Here is a 17490-nt window from a genome sequence, read left to right as displayed (position 1 = left end):
GGCCTCGCGTCAGCCCTTCTGGTCTGGGGCGCCCTCCTGCGCGACATTGACTGCAAACGGCTACCATGGTGCCGCCGCGTGCGGGGAGGCTGTTGGACGTGCTGCGTCGAATCGTCATCAATCTTCGTCGCCAGGACTGGACCACCGTCGGCGTCGAGCTCGTTGTGGTCATCCTCGGCGTCTTCATCGGCGTGCAGGCTTCGAACTGGAACGAGGCGCGCACGGCCGACAATGAATCGAAGGTGTTCACCGATCGTCTCAAGTCGGACCTGCGCGCAGAAGCATTCGCGTATGAGTTGAGCGTGGCGTATTACGGCCAGGTGCTGGCCAACGCCCGCCGTGCCGAGGCGGCCTTGTCCGGCCGGAGCGAAATGGGTGACGAGGCGTTGCTGGCAGCGGCCTATCGCGCGACCCAATACGTCACCAACAATCGCCATCGCACGACCTGGGACGAGCTGGGCTCAACCGGAAACATCGGCCTGATCCGGGACCCCGGGCTGCGCCAGCTGGCGGCGGATGTCTATACCGACACGAACAACGAATGGCTCGTGGACGATGCGCGCAGATCGCCATATCGCCTGGAATTCCGAAAGCTTCTGGACATCCCGGTGCAAGACGCGCTGGCCACCGCCTGTGGCGATCACACCGGCAAGGATGGCGATTATGCGAGCCTTGCCGGGTATCTTGATTATCCCTGCGATCCCGAGCTTACGCCTGAGGCCGCTGCGGCCGCGGTGCACGCCTTGCAGGCCGACCCGAACCTGCTGCCGCTGCTGCGCCTGCAGATCACCACCGTGGATACCAATCTGGGCGGTCTCGACAGCACCAACAACATCCAGCTGCGGCAGCGTTTGCAGGCGTTTGCCGGAACAACGCGCTGAGTCGCGCGGCGGTCGCCAAGGGCGCGCATGCGATTTGCAGACGTTGATCCATCGACCACCCGAACGGAGACGCAGGCGAGCACGCGATGATGCTTGGCCTTGCCCGAGGCCATGCTGAAAACGTTCAGGAGGGATGTTTTCGACATTGGCGAGTCCGGCACCCTTCGTCAAGCTCAGGACGGGCATGCCCGGACCGGGCCCCCTTCGATCAATCAATTGCGTGACCGACCCGCGGCCCGCCAGCCTTGGCCGGCAGGCAACGATTAATTTCCAGCGTTGCCTTAAACTACAGCTTCCATTGTTCGCCGAGCCCGGTTGCCAAAATGGCCGATAGCAACTCCGCCGGCGCGCGCTTTCGCGCCGCACTTTCCGCAGAGTCCCCGCTGCAAGTCATGGGCGCGATCACCGCCTACGCCGGGCTGATGGCCAGGCGCGTCGGCTATCGGGCGCTGTACCTCTCCGGCGGCGGTGTCGCCGCCAATTCGCTGGGCATGCCCGACCTTGGCATCAGCACGATGGAAGACGTGCTCACCGACGCGCGCCGGATCGTCGATGCCACCGGCATGCCCTTGCTGGTCGATATCGATACCGGCTGGGGCGGGGCGTTCAACATCGGTCGCACCATCCGCAACTTCGAGCGCGTGGGCGTGGCCGCCGTGCACATGGAAGACCAGGTCGGGCAGAAGCGCTGCGGACACCGGCCGGGCAAGGAAGTGGTGACAAAAGGCGAGATGGTCGATCGGGTGAAAGCCGCGGTCGATGCGCGGCTTGATCCCGGTTTCGTCATCATGGCGCGCACCGACGCTGCGGCGGTGGAGGGCATTGACAGCGCGATCGAGCGCGCGATGGCCTACGTCGAAGCCGGTGCCGACATGATCTTCCCGGAGGCGATGACATCGCTGGACGACTACCGCAAGTTCAAGGCGGCAGTGCAGGTGCCAATCCTGGCCAATCTCACCGAGTTCGGCTCAACGCCGTTCTACACCACTGACGAGCTGCGCGAGGCCGGCGTCGATATCGCCCTGTACTGCTGCGGCGCGTATCGGGCGATGAACAAGGCCGCGCTTGGCTTCTATGAAACGGTGCGTCGTGAGGGGACCCAGAAGAACATCATCGACCGCCTGCAAACGCGCGCCGAGCTGTACGACTTCCTGGGCTACCACGCCTATGAAGACAAGCTTGATGCGCTGTTTGCGGAAAAGAAATGAAGCTTTGCCTGAATCACCGGAGATATCCATGAGCGAACCGACGTCCAACCCCGGCTTCAAGCCGAAAAAATCCGTGGCCCTGAGCGGCACCGTCGCCGGCAACACCGCGCTGTGCACCGTTGGCCGTTCCGGCAACGATCTGCACTACCGCGGTTACGACATCCTGGACCTGGCGACCGCCTGCGAGTTCGAGGAAATCGCGCATCTGCTGGTGCACGGCAAGCTGCCGAACCAGGCTGAGCTGCGCGCCTACAAGGCCAAGCTCAAGGCGCTGCGCGGCATCCCGGCGGCGGTCAAGGCCGCGCTGGAAGAGCTGCCGCCTTCCGCCCATCCGATGGACGTGATGCGTACCGGCGTGTCGGTGCTCGGCTGCGTGTCGCCGGAGAAAGACGACCACAACCATCCCGGCGCGCGCGACATCGCCGACAAGCTGATGGCCTCGCTGGGTTCGATGCTGCTGTACTGGTACCACTACAGCCACAACGGCCGTGTGATCGACGTCGAGACCGATGACGATTCCATCGGCGGGCACTTTCTGCGCCTGCTGCATGGCGAACCGCCGCCCGAGTCGTGGGTGCGGGCAATGCACACTTCGCTCATTCTCTACGCCGAACACGAATTCAACGCCTCGACCTTCACCTGCCGCGTCATCGCCGGCACCGGCAGCGACATGCATTCGTGCATCGCCGGCGGCATCGGCGCGCTGCGCGGGCCCAAGCACGGTGGCGCCAACGAGGTCGCGTTCGAAATCCAGAAGCGCTACGACACTCCGGACGAGGCCGAGGCCGACATCAAGGCGCGCGTGGAGCGCAAGGAAGTGGTGATCGGCTTCGGCCATCCGGTCTATACCGTGTCCGATCCGCGCAACAAGGTGATCAAGGAGGTCGCGCGCCAGCTGTCGGCCGAGCAGGGCAACATGAAGATGTATGCCATCGCCGAGCGGTTGGAATCGGTGATGTGGGACATCAAGAAGATGTTCCCCAACCTCGACTGGTTCAGCGCGGTCAGCTACCACATGATGGGCGTGCCGACCGCGATGTTCACCCCTCTGTTCGTGCTGGCGCGTACCAGCGGCTGGAGCGCGCACGTCATCGAGCAGCGCATCGACGGCAAGATCATCCGCCCCAGCGCCAACTACACCGGGCCGGAAGACCGCGTGTTCGTGCCGATCGAGCAGCGTTGAGGCCCATGGGCGCTTGGGGCGGCACCCTGCTGGTCGTCGTCGGCACCTTGCTGGCCACCGGCCTGAGTGCGCTGTTGCACTACGAGGGCCTGTATCGGATGGGACGCTACGTCCATGTCCACATTTCCCACAGCAGGCGTCAGCCAGTGCAGGTCTTGCTGGCGATCTTCGGCATCATGTTGCTGCACATGACCCAGATCGTCATCTTCGGCACCACCTGGTGGGGGCTGTTGCAAACACCGGGGACCGGCGCGGTGGCCGGGATCAGCCAACTCCAGTGGCACGGGGCCCTGTTCCTGTCGAGCCTGGCGTATACCTCGCTGGGCTTCGATACCCTGGTTCCGATCGGCGCGATCCGCATTCTCGCCAGCGTGGAAGCGTTGACCGGCCTCGTGCTGGTGGCGTGGTCGGCCTCATTCGCCTTCCTGCTGATGCAGCGCCACTGGCACATGGAGTGAGCCAAGGAAAAGCCGCGCAGAGCGCGGCTTCGTCCCGTTGCCATTGGCGGGCGGCTCAGATCAGACCTTCGTCCTTCATCGCCTTCTGTACGCCGGGATCGGCGGTCATGTGCGCATCGAAGCGGGCAAGGTTGTCCAAGCCGGACAGGTCGACCCCGATCTTCTTGGCCCACTGGGTGACGACGAACCAATACGGATCGGCGATCGAGCGGCTGCCGGTCACCCAGTCCTTGCCGGCGAGCTGGGCGTCAACACGCTCGAAATGCGTGCGCAGCAGCTTGTGCGCGTTGTCATGGCTCTTCTTGATCGCGCCCGCGTCTTCGAGGTAGGCCGTAGCGCCGAACAGCGGCTTGAATGCCGGATGCACATCGGAGTTGACCACGCCCAGCCAGCGGTTGACCTCGGCGCGGCCTTCCGGCGTGCCATCGCCCAGCAACCCGCAGTCCGGATACCTGTCCATCAGGTAATGCAGGATCGCGGTGTTCTGGGTCAGCACCCAATCGCCGACCTGCAATGCCGGGACCGCACCGGCCGGGTTGAGCTTGAGGAACTCCGGGGCCTTGCGCTGCTCGCCCTTGACGATCTGGTACTCGTAGGGCTGGCCAATCCACTCCAAGGTGATGTGGTCGGCAAGGGAGCAGGCTCCGGGTGAGGTGTAAAGCTTCATGAGTAGCCTCCGTGGGGACGGCGGCCACTATCGGATACGACCGATGAAGGAAAGATGATGGCGCGGCGGCGACTCAGCCGCGCTGTCGCAGCAGGCCCGGCACCCGATAGAAAGTGTGATCGCCGATGGTGGCGACTTCCCGGGCATTGCCCCAGCTTGCGCTGACCACATGGGTCACCTTGAAGTGGCTGGCACCGGGCACGACCAGCTTGCGCTGGCCCACCGGAAGCGCCCAATTGCGTTCCGATGCCAGCGAGACTGCAACGGCATCCTCCCAGGCACCGATGTTGGACAGGCGGGTCCTGGGCGAGACGATGGTTGGCGCAAACTGCTTGCGCGCAGTGACGACCGCACACAGATTGTCGCCCCACAGGCCACTGTCGCGGCGGCGCAGAGCCACCTCGGCGACCGCCTGCTGGCCCAGCGCGGACTGGTCGCGCGCTTCCAGATAGACCGTGGTCGACAGGCACAGCGAATCGGCGGCTGGTTGCGGCAGGACGTGTGTCAGCCAGAGGATCCACGCCAATTTCATGTCGGACTCCTTGCTCCGTTGCGGCACGACGCGCCCAGCCGGATCAGGGTGGGAAGGCGAAGTCGTGGCCTGGCGAATTGGAGAGTTCGGCCGAACAGGGCCGGAAGCTCTTTGCGCACAGGCTGTGCGCGACGGGCGGGGCTCTGCGGCACCCTTTGCCCGGGTGGCCTCGCGGGGGCGGCGAGGCCGTTGGATGGACTTCCTGCGCAGGGGGATCGCGAACCGATCAGGGCGGAAGTGCGCGCAAGGTAGCAGCGGTTTTTCGAACGCTGGCTGAACAGAAAAAGTGGAAGCCGCTGATTCGTGTCGAGTTTTTGCTCAGTTCCAGGTCTCTTGCAGCTACAGGAAGGCACCCGGCGCACGAGGTTCGATGGTTGAGGCAGCGGCATCTCCAGCAGACGTCGGACACGGAAACCGCCGGCGGAGGGCAGGGCGCTCGGCCGAAGCCCTTCAGGTCGGTGAAGAGCAAGCGGTATTGTGCAGGTCGCGCTGCGCAGCCGGTGGTGACACGGATGGGCAGCCGCGCGGGCGCGGCCATGAAGCCCCGCCAATCCAGCCACCGGCAGCGCCAAGCCGCGGGGCAGAAATTGGTGAAAAGAATGCTTGGCAAGCGATCAACTGTTATGTTAGTGTTAACCCGTGCACGGTCGCCGCATGCGCGAGTCTGCATGTGGTCCTGCCGTTTGGGGCATCATTTTTGTGTCGCGGTTTCTTCAATCTGATTTCCAAGGAGCTGAAAGCATGAACAAGAAACTCCTCTGTGCCGCCCTCGTGGTTGGCTTGGGCATGGTGGCGCAGGCTGCCTCTGCTCAGGAGTATGACGATCGCTGGTATGTCAGCGGTTCGGTGGGTGTCAATATCCAGGACAGTGACCGCGGAACCATTGACCCTCCGTTCCTTACGCTTGGCTTCGGCAAGTTCATCACGCCGCGTCTGTCTCTGGACGGTGAGCTGAACTATCAGAACCCGGATTACACCAAGCACACCGATCGCTGGTGGAGCCAGTACGGCGTGGCGCTGGACGCCCGTTATCACTTCCGCAATGACGGTGACAAGTGGTGGCCGTACCTGAAGGCTGGCATCGGCTGGCAGCGTCACGAGCAGGAATACGTGAACAACCTGGCTCCGAACGTCACCCTGCGCCACCGCGATTCGAATGCGGCCATCAATCTTGCCGCGGGTCTGCAGTTCGATTTCGGTCGCGTCGATATGCGCACCGAGTTGGGCACCCGCATCGATTTCGATGATCATCAGGGTGGGTTCGCCTTCCAGGAAACGGCTTTCACCGACATCCTGGCCTCGGTCGGCATGACCATCGCCCTCGGTCCGGATCCGGCCCCGCCGGTCGTGCAGGCCCCGCAGCCGCAGACCACCTGCGCCGATCTGGACGATGATGGCGACGGCGTCAATAACTGCAACGACAAGTGCCCGGGCTCGCAGCCTGGTCAGACCATCGGTCCGGACGGTTGCCCGGTGCCGGTGTCGATCGACCTGAAGGGCGTGAACTTCGATTTCGACAAGGCCACCCTGCGTCCGGACGCGATCGCGATCCTGAACGAGGCCGCCGAGATCCTGAAGCGTTACCCCGACCTGAAGGTTGAAGTCGCCGGTCACACCGACCTGTGCGGCAAGGACACGTACAACCAGACGCTGTCCGAGAAGCGCGCCAAGGCCGTGTACGACTACCTGACCAGCAATGGCGTTGACGCGTCGCGTCTGGCCGGTCCGATCGGCTACGGCGAGAGCCGTCCGCTGGAGCAGACCCCGCAGACCTTCCCGGCCTGCAAGAGCGAGACCAACCGTCGCACCGAGCTGAACACCCAGTAAGTCCGGGCGTTCATGTTGCATCAAACGAAGCCCGGCCCCGTGCCGGGCTTCGTTCTTTCAAGGTCGGGATGGCGGGTTGCGCACTGCGCAGGTTCTGCGTGAGCGTGTTGCAGTGCAACGGCGGCATCCATACACTGTTTCGAACGTCGGGAGGATCGTGATGCTGGGGATGCGAGGAATGGTTTGCGCGGTGGCACTGCTGGCGCTGCCGGCCATTACGTGGGCAAACGGTTCGACTTGTCAGGTTGATGCTTCGACGGTCACGGTCCAGACCGCGTGGACGTCCCCGCTGGCGGCAGAGTTGACGCCGACGGTGACGCAGCTGGGCGGCGCGAGCGGCGTTCTGGCCCAGTCGTTCGATGAGGCCCTGTCGGTGGACAGCGTGCTCACGCGGATCCGCCTCGACGGCTGCCGTGCGGTGGCCTCGATCACGCCCGCCGCTGCGCCTGCGGCCAATGCCGTGGATCCCGCGGCCTACAAGCCGGAAACCGCCTACGACAATCGGCCGTGGCGTTTCAACATGACCCAGGGCGGCAAGCGCATGACCGCCGATGAGTTCGACGCCTGGATGAAGGCGCGCGGCGTGCGCGTGGTCGGGCGCCGAGACGCTTCCAGCCCGGCCCCGGAGGCCGCGCCTGCGCCGGAAGGCAAGTAGGGCCTCGACGAAGCCGCTTGGACTGCCTCGGTCCGACGAGGCGCTTGTCGCGGCGCTCAGTGCTTGAGCACGCCCAGTTCGTGGCCGATGCGGATGAAGGCATCGATGGCCCGGTCGAGCTGCTCGCGGGTGTGTGCCGCGCTCATCTGGCAACGGATGCGCGCCTGACCCTTGGCCACCACCGGGAAGAAGAACCCGATCGCGTAGATGCCTTCTTCCAACAGGCGTTCCGCGAAACGTTGTGCCAGCGGCGCGTCGTACAGCATCACCGGGCAGATCGGGTGCACGCCGGGCTTGATGTCGAAACCGGCGGCGGTCATGCGCGCGCGGAAGTGGGTGGTGTTCTCGCGCAGGCGCTCGCGCAACTCGCCGGCCGCTGACAGCATCTCGAAGGCCTTGGTGCCGGCAGCCGCCACGTGCGGCGGCAGCGAGTTGGAAAACAGGTATGGGCGCGAGCGCTGGCGCAGCAGTTCAATGACTTCTTTCTTCGCGGTGGTGAAGCCGCCGAGTGCGCCACCCATCGCCTTGCCCAAGGTGCCGGTGATGATGTCGATCCGATCCAGCACGCCCTTCACTTCGGCGCTGCCACGCCCCGTCGCGCCGAGGAAGCCGGTGGCGTGGCATTCGTCGATATGCACCAGCGCGCCGTATTGCTCCGCCAGCGCGGTGATGTGATCCAGCGGCGCGATGAACCCATCCATCGAAAACACGCCGTCGGTGGTGATCAGGATGGTGCGCGCGCCGTCGGCCTTGGCTTGTTTCAGTTGGGCTTCCAGATCGGCCATGTCGCAGTTGGCGTAGCGATAGCGACGCGCCTTGCACAGGCGCACGCCGTCGATGATCGAGGCGTGGTTGAGCACATCGCTGATGATCGCGTCGTTCTCGTCCAGCAGTGGCTCGAACAGGCCACCGTTGGCATCGAAGCAGGCGGCGTAGAGAATGGTGTCGTCCTTGCCGAAGAAGTCCGCAATCGTGCGTTCCAGCTGCTTGTGCAAATCCTGCGTGCCGCAGATGAAGCGAACCGAGGCCATGCCGAAGCCATGGCTGTCCAGCGCGGTCTTGGCGGCGGCGATGATGTCGGGATGATCGGCCAGGCCCAGATAATTGTTGGCGCAGAAATTCAGTACCTTGCGGCCATCGGCCAGGGTAATTTCGGCCGACTGCGGGCTGGTGATGATGCGTTCGGACTTGAACAGGCCGGCGGCGCGGATTTCGTCCAGGGTGTCGGCGTAGCGTTGGGTCAGAGGCGAGAGCGACATGGGCAGCATCAACGGGAGTGAGACCCGTGATTCTAGCCCTCGCGATGCCAGGACGGAGTAACCCGATGACAGCGGCAGGATCACGGCCGTGCCAACTCGCGCAACGGCACCAATGAAATAATGCTCGGCGCGACCACGGTGGTCCGGCTTCGCCACCGGCAACCCCGGAGTGCTGCGGGTATTTCGATATGCAAGGGCCGGGCGGAGATCCATTGCCTACTGCCCAGCGCACGACCCGTGAACAAAAACCCCGCAATGGCTGAAACCGTTGCAGGGCTTGCGTTTGAGGGTGGTGGCTCGGGACGGAATCGAACCGCCGACACGGGGATTTTCAATCCCCTGCTCTACCAACTGAGCTACCGAGCCAATCATGTCGCGAGCCGCGCATGATACTTGCCTGGCGTGAAGTGAGCAAGGCCGAACCCAGCCGGGCTGGACTTGCTTACGCCGGTCGAGTCGATTCAGATCGGGCAGGCAGTGGGCGTGCGCGGACGTTGGCTGCGCGGGCGGCCGATGTTGTTGACGATGACCTGCCCAAGAAGGTTGTCGCTGCGGCCGCAGATCGAGAGCGTCAGGTTGGTCCCGGCGCTGGAGCCGTCGGAGTGATAGCGCAGTTGGCGGCGACCGCTGCTGCTGGCAATGCGCAAGGATCGGTTGTTGCTGCGCAGGTCGACGCGCAGGATTTCACCCCTGGCATCGGGCCGACGATTGCGGTTTTCATCAACGTACAGCAGCCAGCCACCGCTCCAGTCGGTGTCGTTGTTGCAGGTGTGGCTGTCCCGACTCGGGCACAGGATGGTGGCACGGTTGCGGGAAATGGCGGTGCTCCGCGCCAGCGCCATGTGGGATTGCAGCGCTTCGATCGCCGCCGTCGCGCGTTGCTGCTCGATCAGGCCGGAAAACGGCCCCAGCGCAATGCTGGCCAGAATTCCAAGGATGCCGGTGATGACGGACAGCTCGATGAGGGTGAATCCTGCTTGCACGATGCGCATGGCTCGGCTCCCGATGGCGTGCGTTCAGGTTAGGCAGCAAGGCGCATTCCGGCGATCAGCGACTGCCGCGTTGCGGCATGGGAATTCGCGCCGGTCTCGGTTCGGAAATTTCGTAGCCGAGCCGAGCCCCGGTGTCGCGCTAAACTGTGCTGTTGCAGGCAAAGAATCCAGATGACTTCAGCCGTCCCCACCGACGTCGAGTTGGCCACCCACTCGGATCGTTTCGAGCTGACCGCGCCCTACCAGCCGGCGGGCGACCAGCCGCAGGCGATCGAGAAGCTCGTCGCCGGGTTCGAGAACGGGCTGGCTAGGCAGGTGCTGCTGGGCGTCACCGGCTCGGGCAAGACCTACACCGTGGCCAACGTGATCCAGCGGGTGCAAAAACCCACCCTGGTGATGGCGCCGAACAAGACCCTGGCCGCGCAGCTCTACGGCGAGTTCAAGGCGTTCTTTCCGCACAACGCGGTGGAGTATTTCGTCAGCTATTACGATTACTACCAGCCCGAGGCCTACGTGCCGTCGACCGATACCTTCATCGAGAAGGACAGTTCGATCAACGATCACATCGAGCAGATGCGGCTGGCGGCGACCAAGGCGCTGCTGTCGCGCCGCGACACGATCGTGGTGGCCTCGGTGTCGGCGATCTACGGCCTCGGCGCGCCGGAAGATTATCTGGCGATGCGCTTGATCCTGTCGCGCGGCGAGCGCATCGACCAGCGCGAGTTGCTGCGCCATCTCACTACGTTGCAATACACCCGCAACGAGCTGGTGCTCGATCGCGGCACCTTCCGCGTGCGCGGCGAGACCGTGGACGTGTTCCCGGCCGAATCCGATCTGGAGGCGCTGCGGATCGAATTGTTCGATGGCGAGATCGAGCAGTTGTCGATGTTCGATCCACTCACCGGTCAGATCCTGCGCCGGCTGCCGCGCTACGTGGTCTATCCCAAGACCCATTACGCCACCCCGCGCGAGCGCACGCTGGCGGCGATCGAGACGATCAAGCAGGAGCTGCGGCAGCGGCTGGAATACCTGTACGCCAACAACAAGCTGGTCGAAGCGCAGCGCCTGCAGCAGCGTACCCAGTTCGATCTGGAAATGATGGCCGAAGTGGGCTACTGCAGCGGTATCGAAAACTATTCACGCCACCTGACCGGGCGCCAGCCGGGCGAGCCGCCGCCAACCCTGTTCGACTACCTGCCGGCCGATGCGCTGCTGGTGGTCGATGAATCGCACGTGACGATTCCGCAGATCGGCGCGATGTACAAGGGCGACCGCTCGCGCAAGGAAACCCTGGTCGAGTTCGGCTTCCGGCTGCCGTCGGCGCTGGACAACCGGCCGCTGAAATTCGAGGAATGGGAGGCGCGCGCACCGCGCAGCGTCTATGTGTCGGCCACGCCCGGGCCGTATGAAATGAGCGAAGCGGGCGACGAGATCGTCGAACTGGTGGTGCGCCCGACCGGGCTGGTCGATCCCGAGGTCGAGATCCGCCCGGTGGCGACCCAGGTGGATGACCTGCTCGGGGAAATCCACGAGCGCGTGGCGATGGGCGATCGCGTGCTGGTGACGACGCTGACCAAGCGCATGGCCGAGAACCTTACCGAGTATCTGTCCGAGCACGACGTCAAGGTGCGCTATCTGCACTCCGATGTGGAAACGGTGGAGCGGGTGGAGATCATTCGCGACCTGCGGCTCGGGATGTTCGACGTGCTGGTGGGTATCAACCTGCTGCGCGAAGGCCTGGACATGCCGGAGGTCTCGCTTGTGGCCATCCTCGACGCCGACAAGGAAGGTTTCCTGCGCAGCACCGGGTCATTGATCCAGACCATCGGCCGCGCTGCGCGCAACCTGCGCGGCAAGGCGATCTTGTATGCCGACGGCATCACCCGTTCGATGCGTGCGGCCATCGATGAGACCGACCGCCGCCGCAGTCGCCAGATCGCCTTCAACGCCGAGCACGGGATCGTTCCGCAGTCGGTGCAGCGCGCGGTGCGCGACGTGATGGAAGGCGCGCGCGCCGAGCCGGGCGAGCTGAAGGGACGCGGCAAGCTCAAACGCGTGGCCGAGCCGGAGCTGGACTACCAGCGCCTGTCGCCGCGCGAACAGGAGGCGAAGATCCACGCGCTGGAACAGCAGATGCACCAGCACGCCCGCGATCTGGAGTTCGAGGCGGCGGCGCAGGTGCGCGACCAGATTCGGCGGTTGCGCGCGGCTGGGCTGTGACGGAAGCGCGACAGGCTGGGCGCGGCGTGGCTTCGGTCAGGCATCCTCGTCCTCATTGACGTGGACGCTCTGCCAACCGCCGACTCCGGATCACCAATCACCAATCACGATGACACTGTCCCGGCGTCGGGCAGGGCCTCGGTGAGGATCGCGAGCATGCGCTGGTTGGTGCGCGCGTCCTTGACCGCGATCCGGAAGGTCCACGCATCGATCCGCGTGCCGAAATTGTCGAGACTGCGCAAAAACAATTTGCGCTGGCGGCAGCGGGCGATCAGTTCCGATGCCGTGATCGCCCGATCGCGCAGCGAACACAGCAGGAAGTTCGCCTGTCCGCCGATCACGCCAATCCCGATGGCTTCCAGCGCCTGCGCCAACTGCATGCGCAGTGCGCGGGTCGTGGCCCATTGCAGTTCGTAGTAAGCGCGATTGCGCAACGCGGCGACCACGGCCATCTGGGTTGGCAGGCCGAGCACCCACGGCGGCGTGATCTGCCGCACCTGCGCAATCAACTCCGCATTGCCGCACAGATAAGCCGCACGAAGCCCGGACAGGGCGTAGCACTTCGACAGCGATTTGCAGACTACGACCCGGCCGTGCGCCGCGGCCAGCGGTTCCAGCGTCATCGCCGGTTCGACGTAATCGACATAGGTTTCATCCAGCCACAGATGGGTGTTCGGGTGCAGGGATTCGAGCAGGGAGGCCAGCGTGGCGTGCTCCAGCGTGGTGCCGGTCGGGCTGTTCGGATTGACCAGGAAAATCCAGTCATGGCCGCGGGCGAATTCGGCGCGCAGTGCTTGCGGATCGATCGCATAGCCCGTCTCCGCCGTCAGCGCGAATCGCTGCAGGTCGCAGCCGATCACGTGTTCGAGAAGATGGCCGTATTCGCCATAGGTCGGATCCGGCAGCAGCACGCGGCTGTGTTTGCCCACCCACAGGCGCATGGCCCGGAACATCAGGTCGGACGAGCCCGCGCCCAGCGCGAAATGCGCCTGCGGCAATCCGCGGGATTCGGCCAGCGTTTCCAGCACGCCTTCGGCGTGGGTGGGCGGCGAGGTGCGCATCGCGAAGGCCAGGTGCTGGCCGATGGCCGCGACCGCCTCCGGTGCCGGATCAAACCACGCGTCCAGCACGTCGGCGCTGATGACCTCGTCTTTTGCGTCCAGCGCATCGAAGCGCGGGCCGATGGCTTCGAAAAACGCGCCGCCGTGGTAGGCCTTGGCCGGTGGCGCGGATTCAGGATTCGATTGGCCGCTTGGTGCGGACGATGCTCGGAGCAGCCGCGCGCCGTGGCGCTGGAAGCCTTCCGCGTCGATCTTCATCAACTCGTAGCTGACGCGTCCGGATTGGATGCTTAATCCGAGGCGCTGGAAGCCGAGGCCTTCGTACAGATCGAGGATTTCCTGCCGGCCGATCGCGATGGCTTCGGTGGCGCCGAGCGCGTGGAGGTGGCCGAAGGTGGCTTCGACCAGCAGCCGCAGAAGCATCGCGTGCCGATATCCGTGGCAGACGGTCAGCAGCCGCAGTTCGTACAGGCGCTCGTGGAACCGGATCGGCAGGTCCGCGCGGGAGAAATACTTGTCGATCGAGAATGTGCCGGCCGTGGGCGGGGTGATCGCGACGAAGGCCACCACCCGATCCTGTTCCAGCACGACGATGTAGTCGTTGACGGCATCCAGCGCATCGCGCAGCGCCCCTTCGGCGTTGCGCGGATGTTGGCCGAGTTCTTCCGCGTAGACCGCGTGCCGAATCCGGTAGATCTGCTCCCGGTCCGAACCGGTGGCGAGGCGGGTCGTGAATCTGGATCCCATCGCATGGCCCCTGTCGGTGTGACGGATTGCCTGGATCTGTGCGCGTTCGGCGCGCGCTTGCCTTGGCCTGGACGGCTGCGCCGGTCCGCTTATTCCAATGCGGCTTTCACCGCCTGCGGATCGGCCAGCGCCTGCACCTGCCGCAGCAGGCGCACGACGTTGCCGCCCAGGATGCCTTGCACCTGCTCGTCGCTGTAGCCGGCGTCCAGCAGGGCTTGCACCACCTTCGGCAGCGCGGTGATGTCTTCATAGCCGATGACGCCGCCGCCGCCGTCCCAGTCGGCGCCCAGGCCCACGTGCTCCCAGCCCGCCACCTCGATGATGTGCAGGAGGTGGCGCATGTAATCGTCGAAATCGGCCTTGCGGATGCCGTACTTCGCGTCGAGCGCCTCCATCTGCGCCCGGAATTTCGCGCGCTGCTCGGGCGTCAATGCATCGAAGTTGCCCATCGATTCCCACAGCTTGCGCATTTCGGCGCGGTACTCGGGCGTGGCGCCGGTGTCGATCAGATAGCCGCCCAGCGAATTGACCTGGATGACGCCACCCTTCGCAGCCAGCGCGCGGATGCGGGCATCGTCGATGTTGCGCGAATGCGCGAAGACATCGTAGGCGCCGCTGTGCGAGAGGATGATCGGTGCCGTGCTCAGTTCCAGCATCTGGTCGAAGACGGCGTTGGACGCGTGCGACTGGTCGATCAGGATGCCGAGTCGATTGGCCTCGGCGATCAGCGCCTTGCCCTGCGCGCTCAGGCCGCCGTGCTCGCCTGCGGGGGCGACGCCCATGCCGGCGGAATCGGCGAAACCGTTGTGGCTGGTATGCACCAGCGACAGCATGCGCAGGCCCTGCTTGTAATAGAAACGCAGCAGGCTGGGATCCAGTTCCAGCGGGGAGGCGTTTTCCATGCTGAGGTAGACCGATTTCTTGCCGGCGGCCTTGATCCGCGCGGCATCGTCGGCGGTGGTGGCCAGCTCGAACTTGTCCGGGTTGGCGGCCACCATCTCGCGGATTTCGGCCAGTCGCCTGAGGCCGGCGTCGCGGGCCTGGCGATTGCCGGCCGCGTCGCGGGTGCCCTGGCCGGTGTAGATCACCCAGAAGCCGCCATCCAGGCCGCCTTCCACCATGCGCGGGTAGTCCACCTGGGAGCCGTCGGTCTGGTAGGAATGGCGGTCGGTGATCTTCCAGCCCGGCTGCGCGAACAGCCCCGGGGTGTCGAGATGGGTATCCAGGTTGATGGCCTGCGCCTGCACGGCGCGGGCGTGTGCGCTGATGGTGGCCGGGCCGGTGCCGGCGTTGGCACAGGTGGTGGCGGCCAGCACGGCGGCAGCCGCGATCGTCCGAGCCAGTCTCATGGCAGTCCCGTCGTCGATGAATTCCCGGGATGGTCGCACGTTTGCCGCAAGATCGGGCCGGCCAGAGGTCATGGCCGGCCGCGCCGCGACTGCCCGCAAGGCGCCAGCACGGCGCCGCTGCGCGCTTGTCCGCGCACCGGCAAACACGCTACAATTCGCGCCCCCGCACTGCGGGCATCGGGCGGTTAGCTCAGCGGTAGAGCACTACCTTGACATGGTAGGGGTCACAGGTTCGATCCCTGTACCGCCCACCACGCTTTCGGCGTGGAGACAGCGTGTAAAGTGCATCGAGGAACAGGTGGCCCGCGGCAACGTCGGCCGAGCGTGCGACATGGACACTAGCAGCCGCCAGCATTGATCCCGCCAACGCGTTCGCGCCCGCTGTCCGTGGGCTCCCCGAAGACGCTGCGGCGTCGTTTTTTTTGTCCGCAATTCGCGATGGGTGATTTGCGATTGGTGGCAGCCAAAGCCGCCGAAGTCATGCATCGCATTTTTTCAATCACGAATCACGAATCACGAATCACGCCCCATGATCAATATCACCCTTCCCGATGGTTCCATCCGTTCGTTCGACGCGCCGGTGACGGTGGCCGAGGTCGCCGCCAGCATTGGCGCGGGGCTGGCCAAGGCCACCCTGGCCGGCAAGGTCGATGACCGGCTGGTCGACGCCAGCTTCCGCATCGATCATGACGCCGCGCTGGCGATCGTGACTGAAAAATCACCGGAAGCGCTCGACATCCTGCGCCACTCCACCGCGCACCTGCTGGCACAAGCCGTACAGCGGCTGTTTCCGGGCGCGCAGGTGACCATCGGCCCGGTGATCGACAACGGTTTCTACTACGACTTCGCCTACGAGCGGCCGTTCACGCCCGAAGACCTGCCGGCGATCGAGGCGGAGATGCACAAGATCGTGAAAGAAGCGTTGCCGCTGTCGCGCAGCGTGAAGTCGCGTGACGATGCCATCGCCTTCTTCAAGAACCTTGGCGAAGACTACAAGGCCGAGATCATTGCTTCGATCCCGAGCAACGAGGAGCTCTCGCTCTACACCCAGGGCGAGTTCACCGATCTGTGCCGGGGTCCGCACGTCCCCGGCACCGACAAGCTGCGCAGCTTCAAGCTGATGAAGGTGGCCGGGGCCTACTGGCGCGGCGATCACCACAACGCGATGCTCAGCCGCATCTACGGCACCGCCTGGCTCAACGACAAGGACCTCAAGGCCTACGTCCACATGCTGGAAGAGGCCGAAAAGCGCGACCACCGCCGGATCGGCAAGCAGCAGGACCTGTTCCATCTGCAGGAAGAAGCGCCGGGCCTGGTGTTCTGGCATCCGCGCGGTTGGGCGATCTGGCAGGTGGTCGAAGACTACATGCGCCGGCTCTACCGCAAGACCGGCTACGGCGAGGTGCGCTGCCCGCAGATCCTCGACGTCGAGCTGTGGAAGAAATCCGGGCACTGGGACAACTACAAGGAGAACATGTTCTTCACCGAGTCCGAAAAGCGTACCTACGCGGTGAAGCCCATGAACTGCCCGGGCCATGTGCAGATCTTCAAACAGGGCCTGCGCAGCTACCGCGACCTGCCGATCCGCTACGGCGAGTTCGGCAGCTGCCACCGCAACGAGCCGTCCGGCGCGCTGCACGGCATCCTGCGCGTGCGCGGTTTCACCCAGGACGACGGCCATATCTTCTGCACCGAGGACCAGATCGAATCCGAGGTGACGGCCTTCCACGCCCAGGCGATGCAGGTCTATGCCGATTTCGGTTTCACCGAGGTGCAGGTCAAGCTGGCGCTGCGGCCGGAGCCGCGGCTGGGCGACGACGCGGTCTGGGACAAGGCCGAGAACTCCCTGCGCGGCGCGCTGCGTGCGGCCGGCGTGGAATGGGAGGAGCTGCCGGGCGAGGGCGCGTTCTACGGCCCGAAGATCGAATACCACCTGAAGGATGCGATCGGCCGCACCTGGCAGCTGGGCACGATGCAGGTCGATTTCATGATGCCGGGCCGGCTGGGTGCTGAATACATTGACGAGCACAGCCAGAAGCGCCATCCGGTGATGTTGCACCGCGCCATCGTCGGTTCGATGGAGCGATTCATCGGCATTCTGATCGAACACCACGCCGGGCAATTGCCGGCCTGGCTGGCGCCGCTGCAGGCGGTGGTGATGAATATCACCGACGCCCAGGCCGATGCTGCGGAGGCGATTCGGAAAACCCTTGCGAATCAAGGATTCCGCGTGGTTTCGGATTTGCGGAATGAAAAAATCGGCTATAAAATCCGCGAGCACACGCTGCAGCGCGTTCCGTACCTGCTGGTGATCGGTGATCGCGAGAAGGAAAACGGCACGCTGTCGGTGCGCACGCGGGGTGGGGAAGACCTTGGCAGCATGACCGTCGATGCCTTCATCGCGCGTTTGCGTGAACAGGGCGTGGGCTGATCCGCGCCCGCTGAAAACCG

Annotated in this window: 14 protein-coding genes and 2 tRNA genes; 9 read left to right on the top strand and 7 right to left on the bottom strand. The window is 64.7% G+C overall.

The genetic code is table 11. The features are described from left to right. Nucleotides 1–98: 98 nt before the first annotated feature. From M9902_RS02440 to M9902_RS02425, 4 genes are all read left to right on the top strand, one after another. Nucleotides 99–881 (top strand): DUF6090 family protein, encoded by a 783-nt coding sequence (locus tag M9902_RS02440; protein WP_297221021.1) that lies wholly within the window; start codon nucleotides 99–101, stop codon nucleotides 879–881. A 323-nt stretch (nucleotides 882–1204) separates the two neighbouring features. Beyond that, entirely contained in the window at nucleotides 1205–2089 is an 885-nt protein-coding gene (prpB, locus tag M9902_RS02435; protein ID WP_297220937.1) for a methylisocitrate lyase, read from the top strand. 28 nt (nucleotides 2090–2117) lie between these two features. After that, the gene (gene prpC, locus M9902_RS02430; RefSeq protein WP_297220935.1) at nucleotides 2118–3272 is read left to right on the top strand and encodes a 2-methylcitrate synthase; all 1155 of its coding nucleotides are present in this window, start codon (nucleotides 2118–2120) and stop codon (nucleotides 3270–3272) included. A 5-nt stretch (nucleotides 3273–3277) separates the two neighbouring features. Beyond that, nucleotides 3278–3730, top strand: a complete 453-nt coding sequence (locus M9902_RS02425) for a two pore domain potassium channel family protein (RefSeq protein WP_297175104.1) — start codon at nucleotides 3278–3280, stop codon at nucleotides 3728–3730. Nucleotides 3731–3785: 55 nt separating this feature from the next. On the opposite strand, the gene M9902_RS02420 is transcribed toward M9902_RS02425, so the two are convergent. Together M9902_RS02420 and M9902_RS02415 are read right to left on the bottom strand one after the other, a co-directional pair. After that, nucleotides 3786–4397, bottom strand: a complete 612-nt coding sequence (locus tag M9902_RS02420; RefSeq protein WP_297220933.1) for a glutathione S-transferase N-terminal domain-containing protein — start codon at nucleotides 4395–4397, stop codon at nucleotides 3786–3788. 73 nt (nucleotides 4398–4470) lie between these two features. After that, nucleotides 4471–4929 carry a cell wall hydrolase gene (locus tag M9902_RS02415; RefSeq protein ID WP_297175098.1) on the bottom strand — a complete coding sequence of 153 codons (459 nt, stop codon included), beginning with the start codon at nucleotides 4927–4929 and terminating at the stop codon, nucleotides 4471–4473. Between the two features lie 741 nt (nucleotides 4930–5670). Here M9902_RS02415 and M9902_RS02410 point away from each other — a divergent pair. Next, a complete protein-coding gene (locus tag M9902_RS02410; protein WP_343231868.1) occupies nucleotides 5671–6756 on the top strand; it encodes an OmpA family protein in 1086 nt (361 codons plus the stop codon). Nucleotides 6757–6916: 160 nt separating this feature from the next. Beyond that, the gene (locus M9902_RS02405; RefSeq protein WP_297220931.1) at nucleotides 6917–7411 is read left to right on the top strand and encodes a hypothetical protein; all 495 of its coding nucleotides are present in this window, start codon (nucleotides 6917–6919) and stop codon (nucleotides 7409–7411) included. A gap of 56 nt (nucleotides 7412–7467) precedes the next feature. Here M9902_RS02405 and kbl read toward each other — a convergent pair whose 3' ends face one another. From kbl to M9902_RS02390, 3 genes are all read right to left on the bottom strand, one after another. Next, nucleotides 7468–8670, bottom strand: a complete 1203-nt coding sequence (kbl, locus tag M9902_RS02400) for a glycine C-acetyltransferase (RefSeq protein WP_297220929.1) — start codon at nucleotides 8668–8670, stop codon at nucleotides 7468–7470. 290 nt (nucleotides 8671–8960) lie between these two features. Beyond that, a tRNA-Phe gene (locus M9902_RS02395) sits at nucleotides 8961–9036 on the bottom strand. A gap of 95 nt (nucleotides 9037–9131) precedes the next feature. Next, nucleotides 9132–9662: a GspH/FimT family pseudopilin gene (locus tag M9902_RS02390; protein ID WP_297220927.1), complete on the bottom strand. Its 531-nt coding sequence runs from the start codon at nucleotides 9660–9662 to the stop codon at nucleotides 9132–9134. Between the two features lie 171 nt (nucleotides 9663–9833). Here M9902_RS02390 and uvrB point away from each other — a divergent pair, with 171 nt between their 5' ends. Then, nucleotides 9834–11882: an excinuclease ABC subunit UvrB gene (uvrB, locus tag M9902_RS02385; protein ID WP_297220925.1), complete on the top strand. Its 2049-nt coding sequence runs from the start codon at nucleotides 9834–9836 to the stop codon at nucleotides 11880–11882. A 104-nt stretch (nucleotides 11883–11986) separates the two neighbouring features. Here uvrB and M9902_RS02380 read toward each other — a convergent pair whose 3' ends face one another. Next, the gene (locus tag M9902_RS02380) at nucleotides 11987–13690 is read right to left on the bottom strand and encodes a histidinol-phosphate transaminase (RefSeq protein WP_297220923.1); all 1704 of its coding nucleotides are present in this window, start codon (nucleotides 13688–13690) and stop codon (nucleotides 11987–11989) included. Between the two features lie 89 nt (nucleotides 13691–13779). After that, a complete protein-coding gene (locus tag M9902_RS02375; RefSeq protein ID WP_297220921.1) occupies nucleotides 13780–15039 on the bottom strand; it encodes a membrane dipeptidase in 1260 nt (419 codons plus the stop codon). A gap of 179 nt (nucleotides 15040–15218) precedes the next feature. Here M9902_RS02375 and M9902_RS02370 point away from each other — a divergent pair. Together M9902_RS02370 and thrS are read left to right on the top strand one after the other, a co-directional pair. After that, a tRNA-Val gene (locus M9902_RS02370) sits at nucleotides 15219–15293 on the top strand. A gap of 275 nt (nucleotides 15294–15568) precedes the next feature. After that, on the top strand, nucleotides 15569–17470 hold the full coding sequence (gene thrS / locus M9902_RS02365) for a threonine--tRNA ligase (RefSeq protein ID WP_297220918.1): 1902 nt from the start codon (nucleotides 15569–15571) through the stop codon (nucleotides 17468–17470). Nucleotides 17471–17490 lie beyond the last annotated feature (20 nt).

Origin of the sequence: Thermomonas sp. (genome assembly GCF_023953935.1) — a bacterium.
Taxonomy (GTDB): Bacteria; Pseudomonadota; Gammaproteobacteria; order Xanthomonadales; family Xanthomonadaceae; genus Thermomonas.
The sequence above is the reverse complement of the archived record's forward strand: the minus strand, read 5'-3'. Positions and strand labels throughout refer to the sequence as shown.